Here is a 15,665-nt window from a genome sequence, read left to right on the forward strand (position 1 = left end):
CCTTTCGTAAAAATTGCAGTATCAGTCGATGTAGCCCTCGGCGCAGAGCAGCTCGGCCATCAGCACGGCTCCGCCCGCGGCGCCTCTCAGTGTGTTGTGGGAGAGGGAAACGAACTTCATGTCGAAAAGATTATCCTCGCGGAGACGTCCCACGGTTATGCCCATGCCGCCGTAGATGTCGCGGTCGAGCGCGGTCTGCGGGCGGTTGTCTTCTTCGAAATAGGTGATGAACTGCTCGGGAGCTGAGGGGAGCTTCAGCTCCTGCGGACGTCCCTTGAAGTTCTTCCATATCTCCTTGACCTCGTCGAAGGACGGAGGATTCTCAAACGAAGCGAAGACCGCCGCGAGGTGTCCGTCTGAAACGGGCACGCGCACGCACTGCGCGGTGATGACGGGGGAGGAGGCGAGCTTTATCTCGCCGCCGTCGATGTTGCCCCAGATCTTCAGCGGCTCGACTTCGCTTTTTTCCTCTTCGCCGCCGATATATGGGATCACGTTGTCAGCGATCTCGGGGAAGGTGGCGAACGTCTTGCCCGCGCCGCTTATCGCCTGATATGTGCAGACGGCGATGGATTTCAGCCCGAACCTGCGCAGCGGTGACAGCGCCGGAACGTAGCCCTGGATAGAGCAGTTCGGCTTGACGGCGACGAAGCCGCGCTTCGTGCCGAGCCGCGCGCGCTGGACGGGTATTATCTCCGCGTGCTGCGGGTTGATCTCCGGGATGAGCATGGGAACGTCGGGCGTCAGGCGGTGCGCCGAGTTGTTGGAAACGACGGGGCATTCGCGCATGGCGTATTTGTTCTCGAGCTCGCGTATCTCCGCCTTCGGCATATCGACCGCGCAGAAAACGAAGTCGACCGACGTGGCTATTTTGTCTATATCCTGCTCCGCGTCGAGCACGACCATATCCTTTACGCTTTCCGGCATTGCGGAGGCAAGCTTCCAGCGCCCTTCCATCAGTTCGCCGTAGGGCTTTCCCGCGGAGCGGGAGCTGGCGGCGAGCAGCGCGATATCGAAATTCGGGTGCTTGTCGAGCAAGGTGATGAAACGCTGACCGACCATACCGGTCGCGCCGATTATTCCGACTTTGTAATTTTTCATGTGTATCAGGTCCTTTCGCGGCCGGCGTTCTGCGCTGTTACATAGTATGCCGCTTGCGCAAAAACTACCACACCTATCATAGTAGTATACCATAATATAAGAAAATGGCAATAGCAAAATGAAAAATTTTACGCTTTTATCCGCAAAATTATTCGCTGCGGCGTACCTGTATAAAAATATAAGAATCCACTTGAAAAGCCGCCGCTGATTTGATATAATAATAATTCGTGAATACCGCTTTGCCGCGTTTGCGGAGAAAGGTGATAATATGAAAAAGCTCATCAAAAACATAACTGCGATAACCCCATCCGGAGAGGTGCGCGGATGCGTCGGCGTCGACGGCAAGATCATCGACTATATCGGCGCGGCTGAGCCTGCCGGGTACGACGAGATAATAGACGGCAGAAACGCGATAGCGGTTCCAGGCTTCGTGAATGCTCACGCGCATCTGCCGATGGTGCTTTTCCGCGGATACGCGGAGGATATGGCGCTCCAGCCGTGGCTTTTTGAGAAGATATTTCCCGCGGAGGACAAGCTGACTCCCGAGCTCGTGAAATGGGCGTCCCGCGTTGCGATCGCGGAGATGCTTGCGGGCGGAACCACGTCCTTCTCCGATATGTACTATTTCTGCGACGAGATCATTTCCGCCGCCCTCGACACCGGCATCAAGGCGAATATCTCACGCGGCGTTTCCGCCTTCGCCGAGACGGACGCGTCGAAGCTCGTTTCTTTCCGCGAGACGGAGGAGCTTTTCGACAAGTTCGACGGCGCGGGTGAAGGCAGGATAAAAATCGACGCCTGCCTGCACAGCGAATACACCAACAACGAAGCGATTTGCCGCGCTATGGCGGATTACGCGCTTGAAAAGAGCGCGGTGCTTCACGTCCACGTTTCCGAGACCGAAACCGAGCACCGTGAGTGTATCGAGCGCCACGGTCTAACGCCGACGGCGTTCCTCGAGAAGTGCGGATGCTTCAGGTCGCCGGTTCTCGCGGCGCACTGCGTCTGGGTGACGGACGGGGATATCGCGATCATGGCGGCGAACGGCGCATCCGCCGCGCATAATCCCTCCAGCAACCTGAAGCTCGGCAGCGGCGTCGCCCGCGTTACCGATATGCTCGCCGCCGGAGTAAACGTCTGCCTCGGAACGGACGGCTGTTCTTCAAATAATAACACCGATATGTTCACCGAGCTCCATCTCGCGTCGCTGTGCGCCAAGGGCTTCCGCCGCGATCCGCAGGCGCTGCCGGCCTCGCAGGCGTTCGCGCTCGCGAACGCTGCCGGCGCGAAGGCGCAGGGCAGGGCGGATACCGGCGTCCTCGAGGTCGGCAAGCGCGCCGATATCGCGCTCGTCGGAACGGACGCGCCGCATATGCATCCGACCTATAACGCCACCGTCGCAATCGTTCAGTCCGCCCGCGCGGCCGACGTCGCGCTGACGATGGTGGACGGCGAGGTGCTTTACAAAGATGGCGAGTTCAAGACTCTCGACGTCGAGGAGGCGATCTTCGAAATGGAGAAGCTCGTCGATAAAACTTACAGATAGAAGGAAACGATAATGACCGAGGAAGCGAAAAGACTTGTCAAGGACAGATATGAGTTTCGGGATCTCGTCGACATAATGGCGCTGCTGCGCAGTGAAAACGGCTGCCCGTGGGATCGCGCACAGACTCACGAGAGCATTCGCAAGAACTTCATCGAAGAGACCTACGAGGCGTGCGAGGCGATCGATAATCACGATACCGCCAATCTCCGCGAGGAGCTCGGTGACGTGCTGCTCCAGGTGCTTTTCCACGCGCAGATGGAGCGCGAGGCCGGCCGCTTCGATATAAACGACGTCATCACCGAGGTCTGCGAAAAGCTCGTCGTCCGCCATCCGCATATTTTCGGCGACGTTTCCGCGGACACTCCCGAAAAAGTGCTTGAAAACTGGGAGGACATCAAGATCCGCACGAAGGGCCAGACGGACGGAAAAAAGCGTCTTGAGGACGTGCCGAAGTCTCTTCCGGCGCTGATGCGTTCCTACAAGGTGGTCAAGCGCGCGGAAAAGGCGGGAACGGATCTCGGGACTCCCGAGGAGCTCAGCGCCGAAACGTCTGCGCTTTTGGACGGGTTTTTGAAGGCGGAACAGGCCGAAAAAGAGCGAATTATGGGCAAAATGCTGATAAATATTGTTATTTTGGCAAAAAAATTTGAAATTGAGCCCGAAGAAACCTTGACAAAAGCCATAAATTGGTATATCATATCTTACAAGGGAACCGGAGAATAATATCCGGACAAGCCCTTGAATATGGTCAACGAACCGCAGAAGCGGTTAATTTTGAAGGAGGAAATAAACCATGACCAAGACCGAACTCATCGCAATCATTGCCAAGGAAGCCGACCTGCCGAAGGCTAAGGCCGAGAAAGCCCTCGCCGCCACTCTCGACGGCATCAAGAAGGCCCTCAAGAAGGGTGACAAAGTCCAGTTTGTCGGATTCGGCACTTTCGAAGTCAGGAAGCGCCCCGCCAGAAAGGGCAGAAATCCCCAGAGCGGCAAAGAGATCACCATCAAGGCCTCCAAGGTCCCCGCTTTCAAGGCCGGCAAAGCCCTGAAGGACGCTGTCAAATAATTAGTGATTCTTAATGAAAATGACCGGGGCGTACGCTCCGGTCATTTTTCACACGGAGGCAGTATGAGGGTAGATAAGTTTTTGAAAGTCAGCCGCATCATCAAGCGCCGCACGGTCGCCAACACCGCCTGCGACGGCGGCAGAGTCAGTATAAACGGCAAAAGCGTAAAGCCGTCCCACGAGGTCAACGTCGGGGACGTGATAGAGGTCTCCTTCGGCACCGGCAAGGTGAAGGCGGAGATACTTTCCGTCGCTCCGACCGCCGCGAAGGCGGACGCGCCGTCGATGTATCGTATAATCGAAGAATGATGCGAAAAACAGAATAAGGAGCCGCCGCCGTTCATAGTATGGGACGGCGGATTTTTTCGCCCATAATCATCGGAGGAGTGGGAGCGAATGGCGGAAAACACAGCGGACAGACGGCACGATGTTTCTGTCGTCGGCAGAAAAAAGGTGACGCTGACGGGAGTCGAGGACGTGGTGAGCTACGACGACGGCCGGATAGCGCTTAAAACTTCGCTCGGAGGGCTCGTTATAGCGGGCAGTGGTCTCAAGCTCGGCAGACTCGACACTTCGGGCGGCGGCGCCGAGATAGAGGGGACAGTAAGAGCGCTCGAATATACCGACGGCGTCGGCGAAAAGGGCTTTTTCAGAAAGATTTTCCGCTGATGCGTTTTTTTGACGATACCGGCGCAGTGCTGCTCAATATGCTGAGGATTGCCGCGTTCGGAGCTGCGGCCGAGCTTGCGCTCGAGATGATCAACGGCTGGATCTCCGCTGTCAGACCGAATAAAAAGGCGCTCTTCGCCGCCGACCTCGCCTGGAGCGTCTGCGTCGCCTTGAGCTTTTTTATGCTGCTTCTCGCTTACGCGGACGGAAGTCTGCGTCTGCTTTGGTTTGCATGCGCCGCGGCCGGATTCTTTACGTTCAGACGTCTGTCGGGGAGGTGCGCGAGACGGGTTTTTGCCGTCTGCTTTCGCTTCGCGGCGAGAGCGTGCGGCTTCGTTCGTTCGCGTATCATCGCACCGTGCTTATACATCTCGAAAAAAACCGCAATTTTTTTCTCAAAACCCTTGATATTTTTTGCGCGTTGTATTAAAATGACAACGAATAGTATAAAATCCGGGAGAATTGAACGTAGGATTGTCAGGAGAAAGCGCAGATGGCTTCGAGAAAGAAAAAAAGCGCAAAAGGCAAGGGGACGCTGCTCAGAATAGCGGTGGTTCTTTTCCTGTGCTTTGTCTGCTACACGATAGTCAAGCTGCAGATCGGCATCTCGCAGATGCGTTCGCGCCTCGCTGACATCGAAAAGGAAAACGCCGCGATTGAGATGGAGATTGAGGAAAAGAAGATAACGCTTCAGGAAGGCGCGACGAAGGAGAACGTGGAGCGCATAGCGCGCGAGACTCTCAATTACGTTTATCCGGACGAGATCATCTACACGGATCTGCCGTGATGCCGCAGGAGGGCGCAGCAACTATATGCCAATAAGCGTTGGTGACATTTATGAGGGTACAGTGACCGGAATAACCAATTTCGGCGCTTTCGTCGCACTGCCGGAAGGCAAATCCGGTATGGTCCACATTTCCGAGGTGGCTAACGTTTACGTCAAGGACATAAACGAATTTGTCAAGGACAAGCAGACCGTAAGAGTGAAGGTTGTTGCGATAGACGAAAAGGGCAAGATCAGCCTTTCCATGAAGCAGGCTGCGGAGTCCGCTCCGGAGCAGCCGAAGCGCCGCGAGGAGAAACCCGCGCCGGTGCGCGAGCCTCTGAAAAATCCTCCCGTCTTCGGGGACGGCTGGACGCCCGAGATCACCGACAACGCCGATTTCGAAGGAATGATGGCGAAGTTCAAGAAACAAAGCGAGGAGAAGATGAGCGACTTCAAGCGCAGCAGAGACGTCAAGCACGGGAGTTACTCGAGAAGAAGATAATATGCTTATAAAAAACGCAAAGATTTTTATGCCCGACGGCGACGTTATGGAGAACGCCTGGCTTTCCACCCGCGAGGGAAAGATCCGCGAGATAGGAAAGATGACCGAGGCGCTTACTCACTTTGACGGTGAGGTCTATGACGCTGCCGGCGGTTTTTTACTGCCCGGATTCATAGATCCGCACACCCACCTCGGTATGTGGGAGGATTCCCTCGGATTTGAGGGCGCGGACGGGAACGAGGAGACCGATCCGGCCACGCCGCAGCTCCGTGCTATCGACGGAGTCAACCCCATGGACAGGTGCTTTTCCGAAGCGCTCGACTACGGCGTTACGACCGTCGTGACCGGCATGGGCAGCGCGAATCCCGTGGGAGGACAGATGCTCGTGATGAAGACCTTCGGCAGCTGCGTCGACGATATGGTCATCAGGAATCCGATCGCGATCAAATTCGCGCTGGGAGAAAACCCGAAGACCGTCTACAACGGTCAGAAGCAGGCTCCGATGACGCGTATGGCGACCGCTTCGATAATCAGAGAAACGCTTTTTAAGGCGAAGAAGTATATGGAAAAGCAGCGGAAGGCTGCGCTCGACGACGACGAGGACGAGCCGGACTTCGATATGAAGTGTGAGGCGCTTATCCCGCTTCTGAAGGGCGAGATCGCGGCGCATTTCCACGCTCACCGGGCCGACGACATCTTCACCGCGATACGCATAGCCGACGAGTTCGGGCTGAACCTCAAGATAGTCCACGGCACGGACGCCGCGTGCATAGCGAAGCGCCTTGCCGAACGCGGTATCGACGTTTTTGTCGGGCCGATAATAAGCGACCGCTGCAAGCCGGAGCTCAGCTCGAAGTCGGATTCCACCGCCGCCGAGCTTTCCGCCGCCGGAGTCAGAGTTTCGATAACGACCGACCACAACGTCGTGCCGATCCAGCACCTGCTGACGTCCGCGCAGATAGCGATGCGCGCCGGTCTTTCCAAGCGCGACGCGTTCCGCGCCGTCACCGTCAATCCCGCGAAGGCGCTGGGGCTCGAATCACGCGTCGGCAAGCTTGCCGTAGGGCTTGACGCGGATATGTCGGTCTTTGCCGAAGACCCGTTTGAGACCGTCGCCGCTAAGCCCGTGATGGTATGCGTCGACGGCAGACGCGTCAGATAATCTTTATTCGGAAGTGAAAACAAATGGCTGAAATACTCGAAGCCGCAATGGTAATTCTGTTCGGCGTATCGTGGCCGACGTCTATAATCAAATCCTACCGCGCCCGTACGGCGAAGGGGAAAAGCCTCCTTTTCCTGTGCTTTATCTTCTTCGGCTACGTCTGCGGCATCGTTGCGAAGATCATCGCAGGCAACATCACCTACGTTTTCGCGTTCTACGTGCTGAATCTGCTCATGGTCGGAGCGGATATAGCGCTCTACTTCCGCAACAGAAAGCTCGACCGCGCGAAAAACGATCCGGAGGCGGCTTGACAGGCCCCGGAGCTTACACAAAATTGTAACAAAAAAGTTACAAATCGGAAACGGTTTGTAACTTTTATTGTTATTATTCACAATAAATTCGGGAAAATCAAGTTGTTATCTTGTGCACATTGCCGAAAAAGTATCAAAAGTATTGCAAAAAAGTTACAAACGGGTATAATATTATTGTACGAAACCCGTTTGCGGGAAACGGCGGTTCGCCGCCGGGAAACAAAGGTGGAATAATCGTGCCCGATAACAACAACGCAAATAATAATAAACGTGTCCGCACCGCCAGGTATTCGCCTGCGCACGCCTCTGGGAGAAAGACCTCGACCGGTATCGTCGCGTTCGGCAAGAATCTGAAGCGCGGATTCAAGAGACTTTTCAGGAAGACCGGCCGCGGTCTCGGATCGCTCTTTGCCGCCTGCGGCAGGGGATTCAAAAAGACCGGCGCCTGGTTCAGGCTCCATTTCGGCGACGATATCGGCGCCGTGAAGGCGTTTTGCGCGAGGATGAAAACCAAGGACACTAAGTTCAAAAACGAGGTTCGCGAGTTCTTCGCCGCGATCGGCAGGGACTTCAAAACCTTCTTCGGAATGTTCTCTAAGGAATCGCGCAAACGCACGGTCGCCGCTGCCAAAAGGAAGCTCACGGCGGTCGGGGAGCGCGTTTCCGAGCGCGGTTTCTTCGCGTGGGCGGCGAACAGCGTGAAGCTGCATTCGCGTTTCATAATAACCGTAGCGATGATATTCAGCATCGTTCTGTTCACGTCGATATACGCGGCGAACGCGTACGCGATGAACAGCGTTGCGGTCATAGTCAACGGTGAGAACATCGGCGCGGTCAGCAGCATAGATCAGTTCGACGAATCCGTCCGCATGGTCGAGGAGCGCGTCTCGCTCGGCACGAACGGCGAATACAAGCTCGGTCTGGACATCAAATACGAGTTCACGACCTCTTCTCCTTCGGACATATACACGACCTACGAAATGATAGATAAGATCCTGCGATTCTCCGGCACGAGCATAGTTGACGCCTACGGGCTTTACGTTGACGGCGAGCTGTGGGCGGTCTGCCGCGATAAGGAAACGGTCGATAACGTGATAGCCTCCGTGCTTGCGCCGTATCAGGCGAAGCAGACCGAGTCCGGCGCGACCGTCGCGTTTACTCAGGATATCGAGACCGTTTACGGGCTTTACCCGGCGGGACTGCTCTGCAGTGAAGAGGATCTGAAATCGATACTCGGCGACGTCGAAGGCTACAAGAGCTACCGCATACAGACGGGCGACACGCTCGAGAATATCGCGATGATGAACGACACCACCGTCGACGCGCTGAAGGAACTCAACCCCGACCTTCCCGAGGAGCTCGTCGTCGGCACGGATATCAACGTCGCGAAGAACGACGGCAAGCTTTCAGTCAAAACCGTCGTCCGCAGGACCTACCAGAAAACCATCAAATACAAGACCGTCAAGACCAGGACGAAGACCCTCGCCGCCGGCACGACCAAGGTCGAGCAGAAGGGCGAGAACGGACTGAAGGAGATCGTCTCCGACTTCGTTTATATCGACGGCGAACTGACCGAAGAAGTCATCGTTTCCGAGAAGACGATCAAGAAGGTCGTTGACGAAAAGATCCTCGTCGGCACCAAGTCGACCGGAGGCGGCGGCGGAGTATCCACCGGCAACTACATGCGCCCGGTATCCGGCGGCTACGTATCCAGCAAATACGGATACAGAGGCAGGGAGTTCCACACCGGCGTCGATATCGCCTGCCCGAAGGGCACTCCGATAATGGCGGCTGACGGCGGCACCGTCACGGTCGCCACCTACGGCAACAGCGGCTACGGATACCATATCATCATAAATCATGCTAACGGCGAACAGACGCTTTACGGTCACTGCAGCGCGCTCTACGTCCACGTCGGCGAGAAGGTCGACAAGGGCCAGGTCATCGCCGCGGTCGGCCAGACCGGACGCGCCTACGGCTACCACCTCCACTTCGAGGTCCGCCGCAACGGCAAGCACGTCTACCCCGGCATAGGATAATTCAGCATTATGAAACGGCTCCGCGTTTTGCGGAGCCGTTTTCGTATGTCTGTCATTCCGAGGGCGAAGCCCGAAGGATCCCCCGTATTTCGCAGCCGTGCGGGATCAGTCTTCCGGCCCGAGCTGGCCTTTCGCCCAGTGCTTGCGGCAGAGGCTGGTATAGCTCTCGTTGCCGCCGATGACGACCTGTTCGCCGGTCTTCGTGACCTTGCCGTTCAGCAGACGTGCGTTGCAGGTGGCTTTCCTGCCGCACCAGCATATCGTTTTTACCTCCTCGATGGAGTCCGCCCACGCGAGCAGCCATTGGCTGCCCTCGAAAAGGTTGCCCTTGAAGTCGGCGCGAAGTCCGTAAGCGACGACGGGGACGTTTTCCTCGTCCACGATGCGCACCAGCTCCTCGACCTGCGCCTTCGTCAGAAACTGCGCCTCGTCGACGATGACGGCGTCGTACTTTTTGACGTCCACGCCGCCGAGCTCCTCCATATATACGCAGTCCGCGCGCAGTCCGGAGCGCGAGACGACGACGTGTTCGCCGTCGCGGTCGTCCACGCGTGGCTTGACCATGAGCGCGTTCTGTCCGCGTTCGGCGTAGTTATACTGCACCATGATCGCGTTCGCGGTCTTGCTCGAGCCCATCGCTCCGTAGCGGAAATACAGCTTTGCCATAAAAGCGCCTCCGTTTCTTTGCATCATTATACCACACCGAAGCGGAAAAGGGAAGAGGATTTGCGTAATAAAAAAGGCGCCCGGTCGGGACGCCTTTTTGAGGGGCTTCTGTTAAAACAGCTCGGTTCTGCGGTTGATGCGGTTGAGCAGCACCATGAGCGCGATGCCGAGGATATAGCAGACGGCGGCTTCGCCGGCGCCGACGGTCAGCGCGTGGAGCCCGAGCACCGCGAACTTCGAGGTCGCGCCGAGGGCGGCGGTCACTCCGTAGCCGTAGTAGAGCACGAAGGGGATGATCAGCGCGTTGAAGACGACGGGCGGCAGCGGCACGAGCAGCTTCGCTCCGAGCGCGACGCGCTCGGTCTGCCCGACCTTGAAGGCGCGTCCGATGAAATAGCTCGCGATCGCGGCGAGCAGCGTCGCCAGCGAGCCGAAAACGACGTCGATCCACGTGCCGCCGAGTATGTTCGCGACGGCGCAGCCGATCGTCAGTCCGGGGATGGCGGCGGGCGTGAACGCGGGCAGCACGCAGAGCGCTTCGGAAAGGCGGAACTGGATGCCCGCGGACGAGATCTCCCACAGCACCATCGTCAGCGCGGCGTAAAGCGCGGCGGTCAGCGCCGCGGTCACAAGGTACCTTACACTTTTGTTTTTCATTTTTTTAACTCCGTAGTTTTGTTTTTTCGGCCTTGCGGCGTGGGTGAGGATGGTTCCGAACTCACCGAGGGCGATTATAACACAGGCGCGCGCGAATTGCAAGCGAAAGTTTCGCCGCCCGAAATACAAAAAATATCTCTTGACAAAGGCGGCGCGGTATGTTATCATTCATCTGTTGCGTTACGGAGAGATGTCCGAGCGGTTTAAGGAGCCGGTCTTGAAAACCGGTGACCCGAAAGGGCCGAGGGTTCGAATCCCTCTCTCTCCGCCAATTTCTCTCATAATGAAATTACATAGGCGTTTATCGTCACCATGGAGAAGTACCCAAGTGGTGAAGGGGCTCCCCTGCTAAGGGAGTAGGCTTGTAACAGGGCGCAAGGGTTCAAATCCCTTCTTCTCCGCCAGCATGGCACCCCGCGTCGCGGGGTGCTTTTGTTTTATCCTTTCCCGCGCCCCGCGCATATACTGCGAGGGGTGATAGTATGAAAAAACTCCGCAGTCCGTTCGCCTGCGCGGTAAGGCGCACGGCGGACTACCCGAACTACCCGGGCGGCGCGTACCACGGCGGGGAGGACTACGTTCCCGTCGACAAGGCGCCCGAATCGAACTGGGATATCTACGCCGTTTCCGGCGGCGAGGTATATATCGCGAAAAAGCAGAAGGGCGGCTACGCGGGCGGCTACGGCGCTTACGGCAACTATATCGTCTATATATGCGATAACGGCCTGTGGGTGCTCTGCGCCCACCTCGCGAAGCTCCCGTGTGTGAAGGCGGGGGAGCGTCTCGCCGCGGGCGAGCTGATCGGCGTCGCCGGCGCGACAGGGAACGTCACCGGCCGTCACCTGCATATCGAGGTCGCGGATATGCGCGGCGTCGAATGCGACCGCGCGGACTGGTACGCCGCCTTCGAGGCGCGCCGCGTCCGCCCGAGCGACTATATCGATTTCAACGACTACAGGGAAGAGGGCTTCTTCGTGAAAGTGTGGAAAAACGGCAGCACCGTCGAATACGTTTATCAGACGACGGCGGACTGCAAAGCGCGGCGCGGCCGTATCGGCTCGCTCGCGCCTTACGAAAGCTGCGAGTGCCGCGGGATCATCGACGGCGTCTACCTCGTCGTCTACCGCGTAAACGGCACGAACGCGCAGAAATGCGGCTTCGTCCGCTACTCCGGCGGCGTAAAGTAGGCGTTGACCTCGCGGCCAAAAGGTGGTATAATACCGGTATCACTTAAACGGAAAGGACGTTGTGACATGAGCATTCTGAAGTGGGTCATCAAGGACGCCGTCGAGGAGGGCGTTTCCTACGGCGCACGCAAGGCGCTGCAACCGAAGGTCGACGCCTATACCAACAAGGTCGCGCAGGAAGCCTTCGCCGAGGCGACGAAAAACGACGCCGCCGTTCAGGCCGCGCTCGAGGCGGCGAAGAATATGAAGATTTGCCCCTCCTGCGGGACCGGCTGTTCGCTTGAGATGAAGTTCTGCACCAACTGCGGCGCGAAGCTGCCGGAGCTCGCCGTCGGCGCGGGATTCTACTGCCCGAACTGCGGCAAACAGAACGGCGACGACGCGAAGTTCTGCGTCGGCTGCGGCAAGCCTCTCAACCACTGATACCGCGCTTTTTCCGCGAGCGCCGTCCTTCGGGGCGGCGCTCGTTTTTTTACATACGTCCGGCGGTATTGATTTTTCTTGTCCGATATGCTATAATACCTAATATTGTACACAAGATGCCGCCGGGGCAAATACGCGAAAACAATATGGGGGCTTCCGCTTAATGAGCCGTAAAATACGTAACTTTTACTACTATGACGAACGAAACGACGATTTCGCAAACAACGGAATAGAGACCAAACCGCTGCCCGCGGACTACGAATATCTGCCGAAGAGCCGTCTTTTCCGTTTTTTCAAGCCGCCGGTCTACTTTTTCGTGCGCGGGATCTGCGCGCTTTGTGAAAAGACGGGGATCGCGATGCGCGGAAAGAACCAAAAGGTGCTGAAGAACAGGGAAGACCGCTCTAAGGGATACTTCATCTACGGCAACCACACGTCGTCGTTTTCCGACGCCGTCACCGGCGCGGTGGCGACGTTTCCGCGGCAGTGCTACGTCGTCTGTAACCCCGACGCGCTCTCGATAAAAGGCATCCGCACGCTCGTCCGCTTCGTCGGGGCGCTGCCGACGCCGTCTTCGCGCAGGAATTACGCCGACTTCGGCGCCGCCGTGGGGACGCTGTACGAGAAGGGGCGTCCGATAGTGATTTATCCCGAGGCGCATATCTGGCCGAAGTATAACGCGATCCGCGACTTCGGCGACGTGTCGTTTTCATTTCCCGTCAAGCTCGGTGCGCCGTGCTTCGTCAAAACTACGGTGTACAAAAAGAAACGCGGCGGCCGCACAAAGGGCTTTGTGATATACGACGGTCCGTTTTATGCGGACGCCTCACTCGGTGAAAGGGAGGCGCGCGCGGAGCTTTGCGCGCGCGTCAAGGCGTGTATGCGCGCGCGTGCGGAGGAATACGGCTCCGCGCTCGATGAAAATTACAGATATATAAAAGTCGATTCACCGGATCTGGTGCGTGCCGAAGCGGTAGACGGGTAGTTTTTTCCGACCTTTTTAGGATGTTCCGGATAGCGAAAACAAGACGTGAAGTGCGAAAAAAATATAATTTTTCTCTTGACATATGGGAAAATATGAGCTATACTTTTAATGATTTGATGTAGTTTTATGCTGTCTTTTGGTGCGCATATGCGGCAAAAGGCTTCATAAAGCGCATTTTCGCATTTGTTTTTTTGTGTTTTAAGGCGAAATACAGCATGGGGTCAGCCCCTTCCGCGATGGGTTTCGGAGGTTCAAATGAGGCAGAAAAAAGAAAATGTGAATACCGCTGTTGATGAACAGACCGCCGTCGAGCAGGAATCGACCGTGAAAAAGGTTTTTAACATAGTTAAGAGAGTTTTCACGTGGATCGTCGTCGTGTTTGCCGTGTTTATGATGATATTCACCATAATCTCGACAACGACCTTCAACCGCAGGGACAGAGGACTGTTCGGATACAAGATGTTCATCGTTCTTTCAGACTCCATGAGCATCTCGGAGCAGGATACCACCGCCGAGGATAAAGCGGGCATCCACTTCAACGCCGGCGACCTCATCTTCAGCAAGAATCTCGACCCCGAGGACTGCGTCCAGCTTCAGCCGGGCGACGTAGTCACCTTCCAGTCGCAGAACGGCGACAACTTCGGCGAGGTCGTCACCCATAAGATCAGAAGGATCACCAAGACCGCTGAGGGCAGCCTCGGTTTCGTCACCTACGGTATCAACACGAATACCGACGACGAAACCATCGTAACGCCCGATTTCGTCCTCGGCAAATACGCCGGCAGGATCCCGAAGCTCGGCACCTTCCTCAGCTTCCAGAAGTCCACCGTCGGTTACATAACCTGCATATTCGTGCCCTTCGTGATTCTTATAATCATTCAGGGCGTTAAGAGCATCCGCCTGTTCCGGGTTTACAAGAAGGAGCAGCACGCCGAGCTCGACGCCGAGAAGGCGGAACTCGCCGCGCAGAAGGCGGAGACCGAAAAGATGATGCGCGAAATGCTTGAGCTCAAGGCTCAGCTTTCCGGTCAGCAGACGCCGCAGCAGGCCGCTTCTCCCGTTCAGGAAGCGCCGCAGCCCGCGGCGGCTCCCGAACCCGTGCCCGCGGTAATACCCGCGCCGGAAGCGAAACCCGCTCCCGCGCCGCAGCCCGAACAGGCTCCCGCCGAGGATCCGCTCGCGGCGGAAAAGGCGGAACTTGAGGCGAAGAAGGCGGAGACCGAGCGTATGATGCGCGAAATGATGGAGCTCAAAGCCAAGCTCGACGCGCAGCTCAATCAACCGAAAGACGGCTCCGAAGGAGCGGAATAATCACCCGAAGCGGTATATGCGGCGCATCCGTGACGATAATACGAATGCGTTATTGAATGGATAGGAGGCAACGGCTTTGTTCAGAAATGAAAAGCAACAACTGAAAAAGCGTAAGAATGCGGCGCTGAAGGTGCTGCTGTTGTCTGCGTTCGTTACTTTTATGTGTTTCTCTATGCTTGTCGGCACGACCTACGCGTGGCTGACGGACAGCGTCACGAGCGGTAAGAACAGGATCGTTTCCGGCAGTCTGGATATTCAGATGAACTACTATAACGGCACGGAGTTCGTTTCGGCCGAAGGCAACGTCTTTGAGGACGTTACCTGGCAGCCCGGTGCCGAAACGCACCGCCTTATACAAATTTACAACAACAGCGATATGCCCGTCAAGTTTGCGTTCAAGGCGAACGTAATGAACGAATACGGCAGCATAAACACTCAGGGAAACAGTTTTCTGCTTTCCGATTCTCTGGTCTCTTATCAGGCGACGTATAAATATAGCGAGCTGACCGCCGCCCAGACCGCTTTGGGCAGTATTGAAGCGACCTGCAAGAATTTGCAGAAGAATGCTTTCTCGGGCTTCGAGCTGATAAACAACAATTCCGATCTCATCGAACCCGGCGAATCCAATTACATTCTCCTCGCGCTTTATATGCCGGAAACCGGCGTCGAAAACTCTACCGTTAAAGACGGAATGCCGTTGCCCGAGTTCGACATCGAACTTGCTTTGACTGCCACTCAGGCGTCCGGGACTCAGGATTCCTTCGGTTCCGTTCCCGGTAACAGCGCCGTTCCTATCGAGAGTGTTAACAAGGCGAAGGTTACCTACGTGCTCGCCCCGGATACGCTCCTTTACGAAAAGGAAGACGAGAATCACAACAAGTATTATGAAATAAAGGACGCCGCCGATTTCGCAAGATTCGCAACCGCTGTCAACAAAGGAAATAACTTCGCCGGCAAGACCGTCAAACTGACTTGTGAGGAAGAAATCGACCTCGACGGCGCCGCCTGGCCGCTGACAGGCGATTTTGCCGGAACTTTCGACGGCAATAACAAGACGATCAAAAACTTCAGTGTTTCGGCTACGGATACCAACGACGTTGTGCTCTTCAAGCTTATCAACGGCGGTACCGTTACCGGCGGAACAGTCAAGAACCTCAAAGTTGACGGCGTTGCCGCGACCATATCTTACACCAGCGGCGATCCTAAAGCCGGCAGTTATACCGGCAGCGTACCCGAAACCGGAATAATCACGGTAGTTATCGCTTAACGCCTTT

The 15,665-nt window shown here is 56.4% G+C and carries 18 protein-coding genes and 2 tRNA genes; 17 read left to right on the forward strand and 3 right to left on the reverse strand.

The annotated features are described in order from the left end of the window. Positions 1-21 precede the first annotated feature (21 nt). Positions 22-1,101 carry an aspartate-semialdehyde dehydrogenase gene (asd, locus tag J5441_05495; protein ID MBO4934602.1) on the reverse strand — a complete coding sequence of 360 codons (1,080 nt, stop codon included), beginning with the start codon at positions 1,099-1,101 and terminating at the stop codon, positions 22-24. Between the two features lie 268 nt (positions 1,102-1,369). Here asd and J5441_05500 point away from each other — a divergent pair, with 268 nt between their 5' ends. The 10 genes from J5441_05500 to J5441_05545 all read left to right on the forward strand — a co-directional run bounded on the left by J5441_05500 (position 1,370) and on the right by J5441_05545 (position 9,162). Next, positions 1,370-2,647: an amidohydrolase gene (locus J5441_05500; protein MBO4934603.1), complete on the forward strand. Its 1,278-nt coding sequence runs from the start codon at positions 1,370-1,372 to the stop codon at positions 2,645-2,647. 12 nt (positions 2,648-2,659) lie between these two features. Then, positions 2,660-3,370: a nucleoside triphosphate pyrophosphohydrolase gene (mazG, locus tag J5441_05505; GenBank protein MBO4934604.1), complete on the forward strand. Its 711-nt coding sequence runs from the start codon at positions 2,660-2,662 to the stop codon at positions 3,368-3,370. Between the two features lie 70 nt (positions 3,371-3,440). Then, positions 3,441-3,713, forward strand: coding sequence for an HU family DNA-binding protein (locus J5441_05510; protein ID MBO4934605.1), 273 nt, complete (start codon positions 3,441-3,443; stop codon positions 3,711-3,713). 63 nt (positions 3,714-3,776) lie between these two features. Beyond that, complete coding sequence (locus J5441_05515; protein ID MBO4934606.1) at positions 3,777-4,022, forward strand: RNA-binding S4 domain-containing protein; 246 nt, start codon at positions 3,777-3,779, stop codon at positions 4,020-4,022. 87 nt (positions 4,023-4,109) lie between these two features. Further along, complete coding sequence (locus J5441_05520; protein ID MBO4934607.1) at positions 4,110-4,382, forward strand: sporulation protein YabP; 273 nt, start codon at positions 4,110-4,112, stop codon at positions 4,380-4,382. Between the two features lie 493 nt (positions 4,383-4,875). After that, complete coding sequence (locus J5441_05525) at positions 4,876-5,169, forward strand: septum formation initiator family protein (GenBank protein ID MBO4934608.1); 294 nt, start codon at positions 4,876-4,878, stop codon at positions 5,167-5,169. 25 nt (positions 5,170-5,194) lie between these two features. Further along, on the forward strand, positions 5,195-5,650 hold the full coding sequence (locus tag J5441_05530) for a S1 RNA-binding domain-containing protein (protein ID MBO4934609.1): 456 nt from the start codon (positions 5,195-5,197) through the stop codon (positions 5,648-5,650). A 1-nt stretch (position 5,651) separates the two neighbouring features. After that, positions 5,652-6,812: an amidohydrolase gene (locus tag J5441_05535; GenBank protein MBO4934610.1), complete on the forward strand. Its 1,161-nt coding sequence runs from the start codon at positions 5,652-5,654 to the stop codon at positions 6,810-6,812. A 23-nt stretch (positions 6,813-6,835) separates the two neighbouring features. Further along, complete coding sequence (locus tag J5441_05540; GenBank protein MBO4934611.1) at positions 6,836-7,123, forward strand: hypothetical protein; 288 nt, start codon at positions 6,836-6,838, stop codon at positions 7,121-7,123. 236 nt (positions 7,124-7,359) lie between these two features. Next, positions 7,360-9,162, forward strand: a complete 1,803-nt coding sequence (locus tag J5441_05545; protein ID MBO4934612.1) for a M23 family metallopeptidase — start codon at positions 7,360-7,362, stop codon at positions 9,160-9,162. A gap of 105 nt (positions 9,163-9,267) precedes the next feature. On the opposite strand, the gene J5441_05550 is transcribed toward J5441_05545, so the two are convergent. Both J5441_05550 and J5441_05555 read right to left on the reverse strand, forming a co-directional pair. After that, positions 9,268-9,828, reverse strand: coding sequence for a thymidine kinase (locus tag J5441_05550; protein ID MBO4934613.1), 561 nt, complete (start codon positions 9,826-9,828; stop codon positions 9,268-9,270). Positions 9,829-9,939: 111 nt separating this feature from the next. After that, on the reverse strand, positions 9,940-10,485 hold the full coding sequence (locus J5441_05555) for a QueT transporter family protein (protein ID MBO4934614.1): 546 nt from the start codon (positions 10,483-10,485) through the stop codon (positions 9,940-9,942). 184 nt (positions 10,486-10,669) lie between these two features. On the opposite strand from J5441_05555, the gene J5441_05560 reads away from it, so the two are divergent. The 7 genes from J5441_05560 to J5441_05590 all read left to right on the forward strand — a co-directional run bounded on the left by J5441_05560 (position 10,670) and on the right by J5441_05590 (position 15,658). Next, positions 10,670-10,756 (forward strand) — tRNA-Ser (locus J5441_05560). 43 nt (positions 10,757-10,799) lie between these two features. Next, positions 10,800-10,889: transfer RNA gene (locus J5441_05565), tRNA-Ser, on the forward strand. Positions 10,890-10,967: 78 nt separating this feature from the next. Beyond that, positions 10,968-11,672 carry a M23 family metallopeptidase gene (locus J5441_05570; GenBank protein ID MBO4934615.1) on the forward strand — a complete coding sequence of 235 codons (705 nt, stop codon included), beginning with the start codon at positions 10,968-10,970 and terminating at the stop codon, positions 11,670-11,672. Positions 11,673-11,738: 66 nt separating this feature from the next. Next, complete coding sequence (locus J5441_05575) at positions 11,739-12,095, forward strand: zinc ribbon domain-containing protein (protein MBO4934616.1); 357 nt, start codon at positions 11,739-11,741, stop codon at positions 12,093-12,095. Between the two features lie 163 nt (positions 12,096-12,258). Continuing rightward, positions 12,259-13,080, forward strand: a complete 822-nt coding sequence (locus J5441_05580; GenBank protein MBO4934617.1) for a 1-acyl-sn-glycerol-3-phosphate acyltransferase — start codon at positions 12,259-12,261, stop codon at positions 13,078-13,080. Positions 13,081-13,335: 255 nt separating this feature from the next. Beyond that, positions 13,336-14,391 (forward strand): signal peptidase I, encoded by a 1,056-nt coding sequence (locus J5441_05585; protein ID MBO4934618.1) that lies wholly within the window; start codon positions 13,336-13,338, stop codon positions 14,389-14,391. 76 nt (positions 14,392-14,467) lie between these two features. Then, positions 14,468-15,658: a hypothetical protein gene (locus J5441_05590; protein MBO4934619.1), complete on the forward strand. Its 1,191-nt coding sequence runs from the start codon at positions 14,468-14,470 to the stop codon at positions 15,656-15,658. The last annotated feature ends 7 nt before the right edge of the window (positions 15,659-15,665 follow it).

It is taken from the genome of Clostridia bacterium, from assembly GCA_017620395.1.
Lineage (GTDB): Bacteria > Bacillota > Clostridia > Oscillospirales > RGIG8002 > RGIG8002.

Coding starts and splice junctions, on each gene's coding strand:
- asd (MBO4934602.1), bottom strand. CDS start 1,101: ATGAAAAATTACAAAGTCGGAATAATCGGCGCGACCGGTATGGTCGGT.
- J5441_05500 (MBO4934603.1), top strand. CDS start 1,370: ATGAAAAAGCTCATCAAAAACATAACTGCGATAACCCCATCCGGAGAG.
- mazG (MBO4934604.1), top strand. CDS start 2,660: ATGACCGAGGAAGCGAAAAGACTTGTCAAGGACAGATATGAGTTTCGG.
- J5441_05510 (MBO4934605.1), top strand. CDS start 3,441: ATGACCAAGACCGAACTCATCGCAATCATTGCCAAGGAAGCCGACCTG.
- J5441_05515 (MBO4934606.1), top strand. CDS start 3,777: ATGAGGGTAGATAAGTTTTTGAAAGTCAGCCGCATCATCAAGCGCCGC.
- J5441_05520 (MBO4934607.1), top strand. CDS start 4,110: ATGGCGGAAAACACAGCGGACAGACGGCACGATGTTTCTGTCGTCGGC.
- J5441_05525 (MBO4934608.1), top strand. CDS start 4,876: ATGGCTTCGAGAAAGAAAAAAAGCGCAAAAGGCAAGGGGACGCTGCTC.
- J5441_05530 (MBO4934609.1), top strand. CDS start 5,195: ATGCCAATAAGCGTTGGTGACATTTATGAGGGTACAGTGACCGGAATA.
- J5441_05535 (MBO4934610.1), top strand. CDS start 5,652: ATGCTTATAAAAAACGCAAAGATTTTTATGCCCGACGGCGACGTTATG.
- J5441_05540 (MBO4934611.1), top strand. CDS start 6,836: ATGGCTGAAATACTCGAAGCCGCAATGGTAATTCTGTTCGGCGTATCG.
- J5441_05550 (MBO4934613.1), bottom strand. CDS start 9,828: ATGGCAAAGCTGTATTTCCGCTACGGAGCGATGGGCTCGAGCAAGACC.
- J5441_05555 (MBO4934614.1), bottom strand. CDS start 10,485: ATGAAAAACAAAAGTGTAAGGTACCTTGTGACCGCGGCGCTGACCGCC.
- J5441_05570 (MBO4934615.1), top strand. CDS start 10,968: ATGAAAAAACTCCGCAGTCCGTTCGCCTGCGCGGTAAGGCGCACGGCG.
- J5441_05575 (MBO4934616.1), top strand. CDS start 11,739: ATGAGCATTCTGAAGTGGGTCATCAAGGACGCCGTCGAGGAGGGCGTT.
- J5441_05580 (MBO4934617.1), top strand. CDS start 12,259: ATGAGCCGTAAAATACGTAACTTTTACTACTATGACGAACGAAACGAC.
- J5441_05585 (MBO4934618.1), top strand. CDS start 13,336: ATGAGGCAGAAAAAAGAAAATGTGAATACCGCTGTTGATGAACAGACC.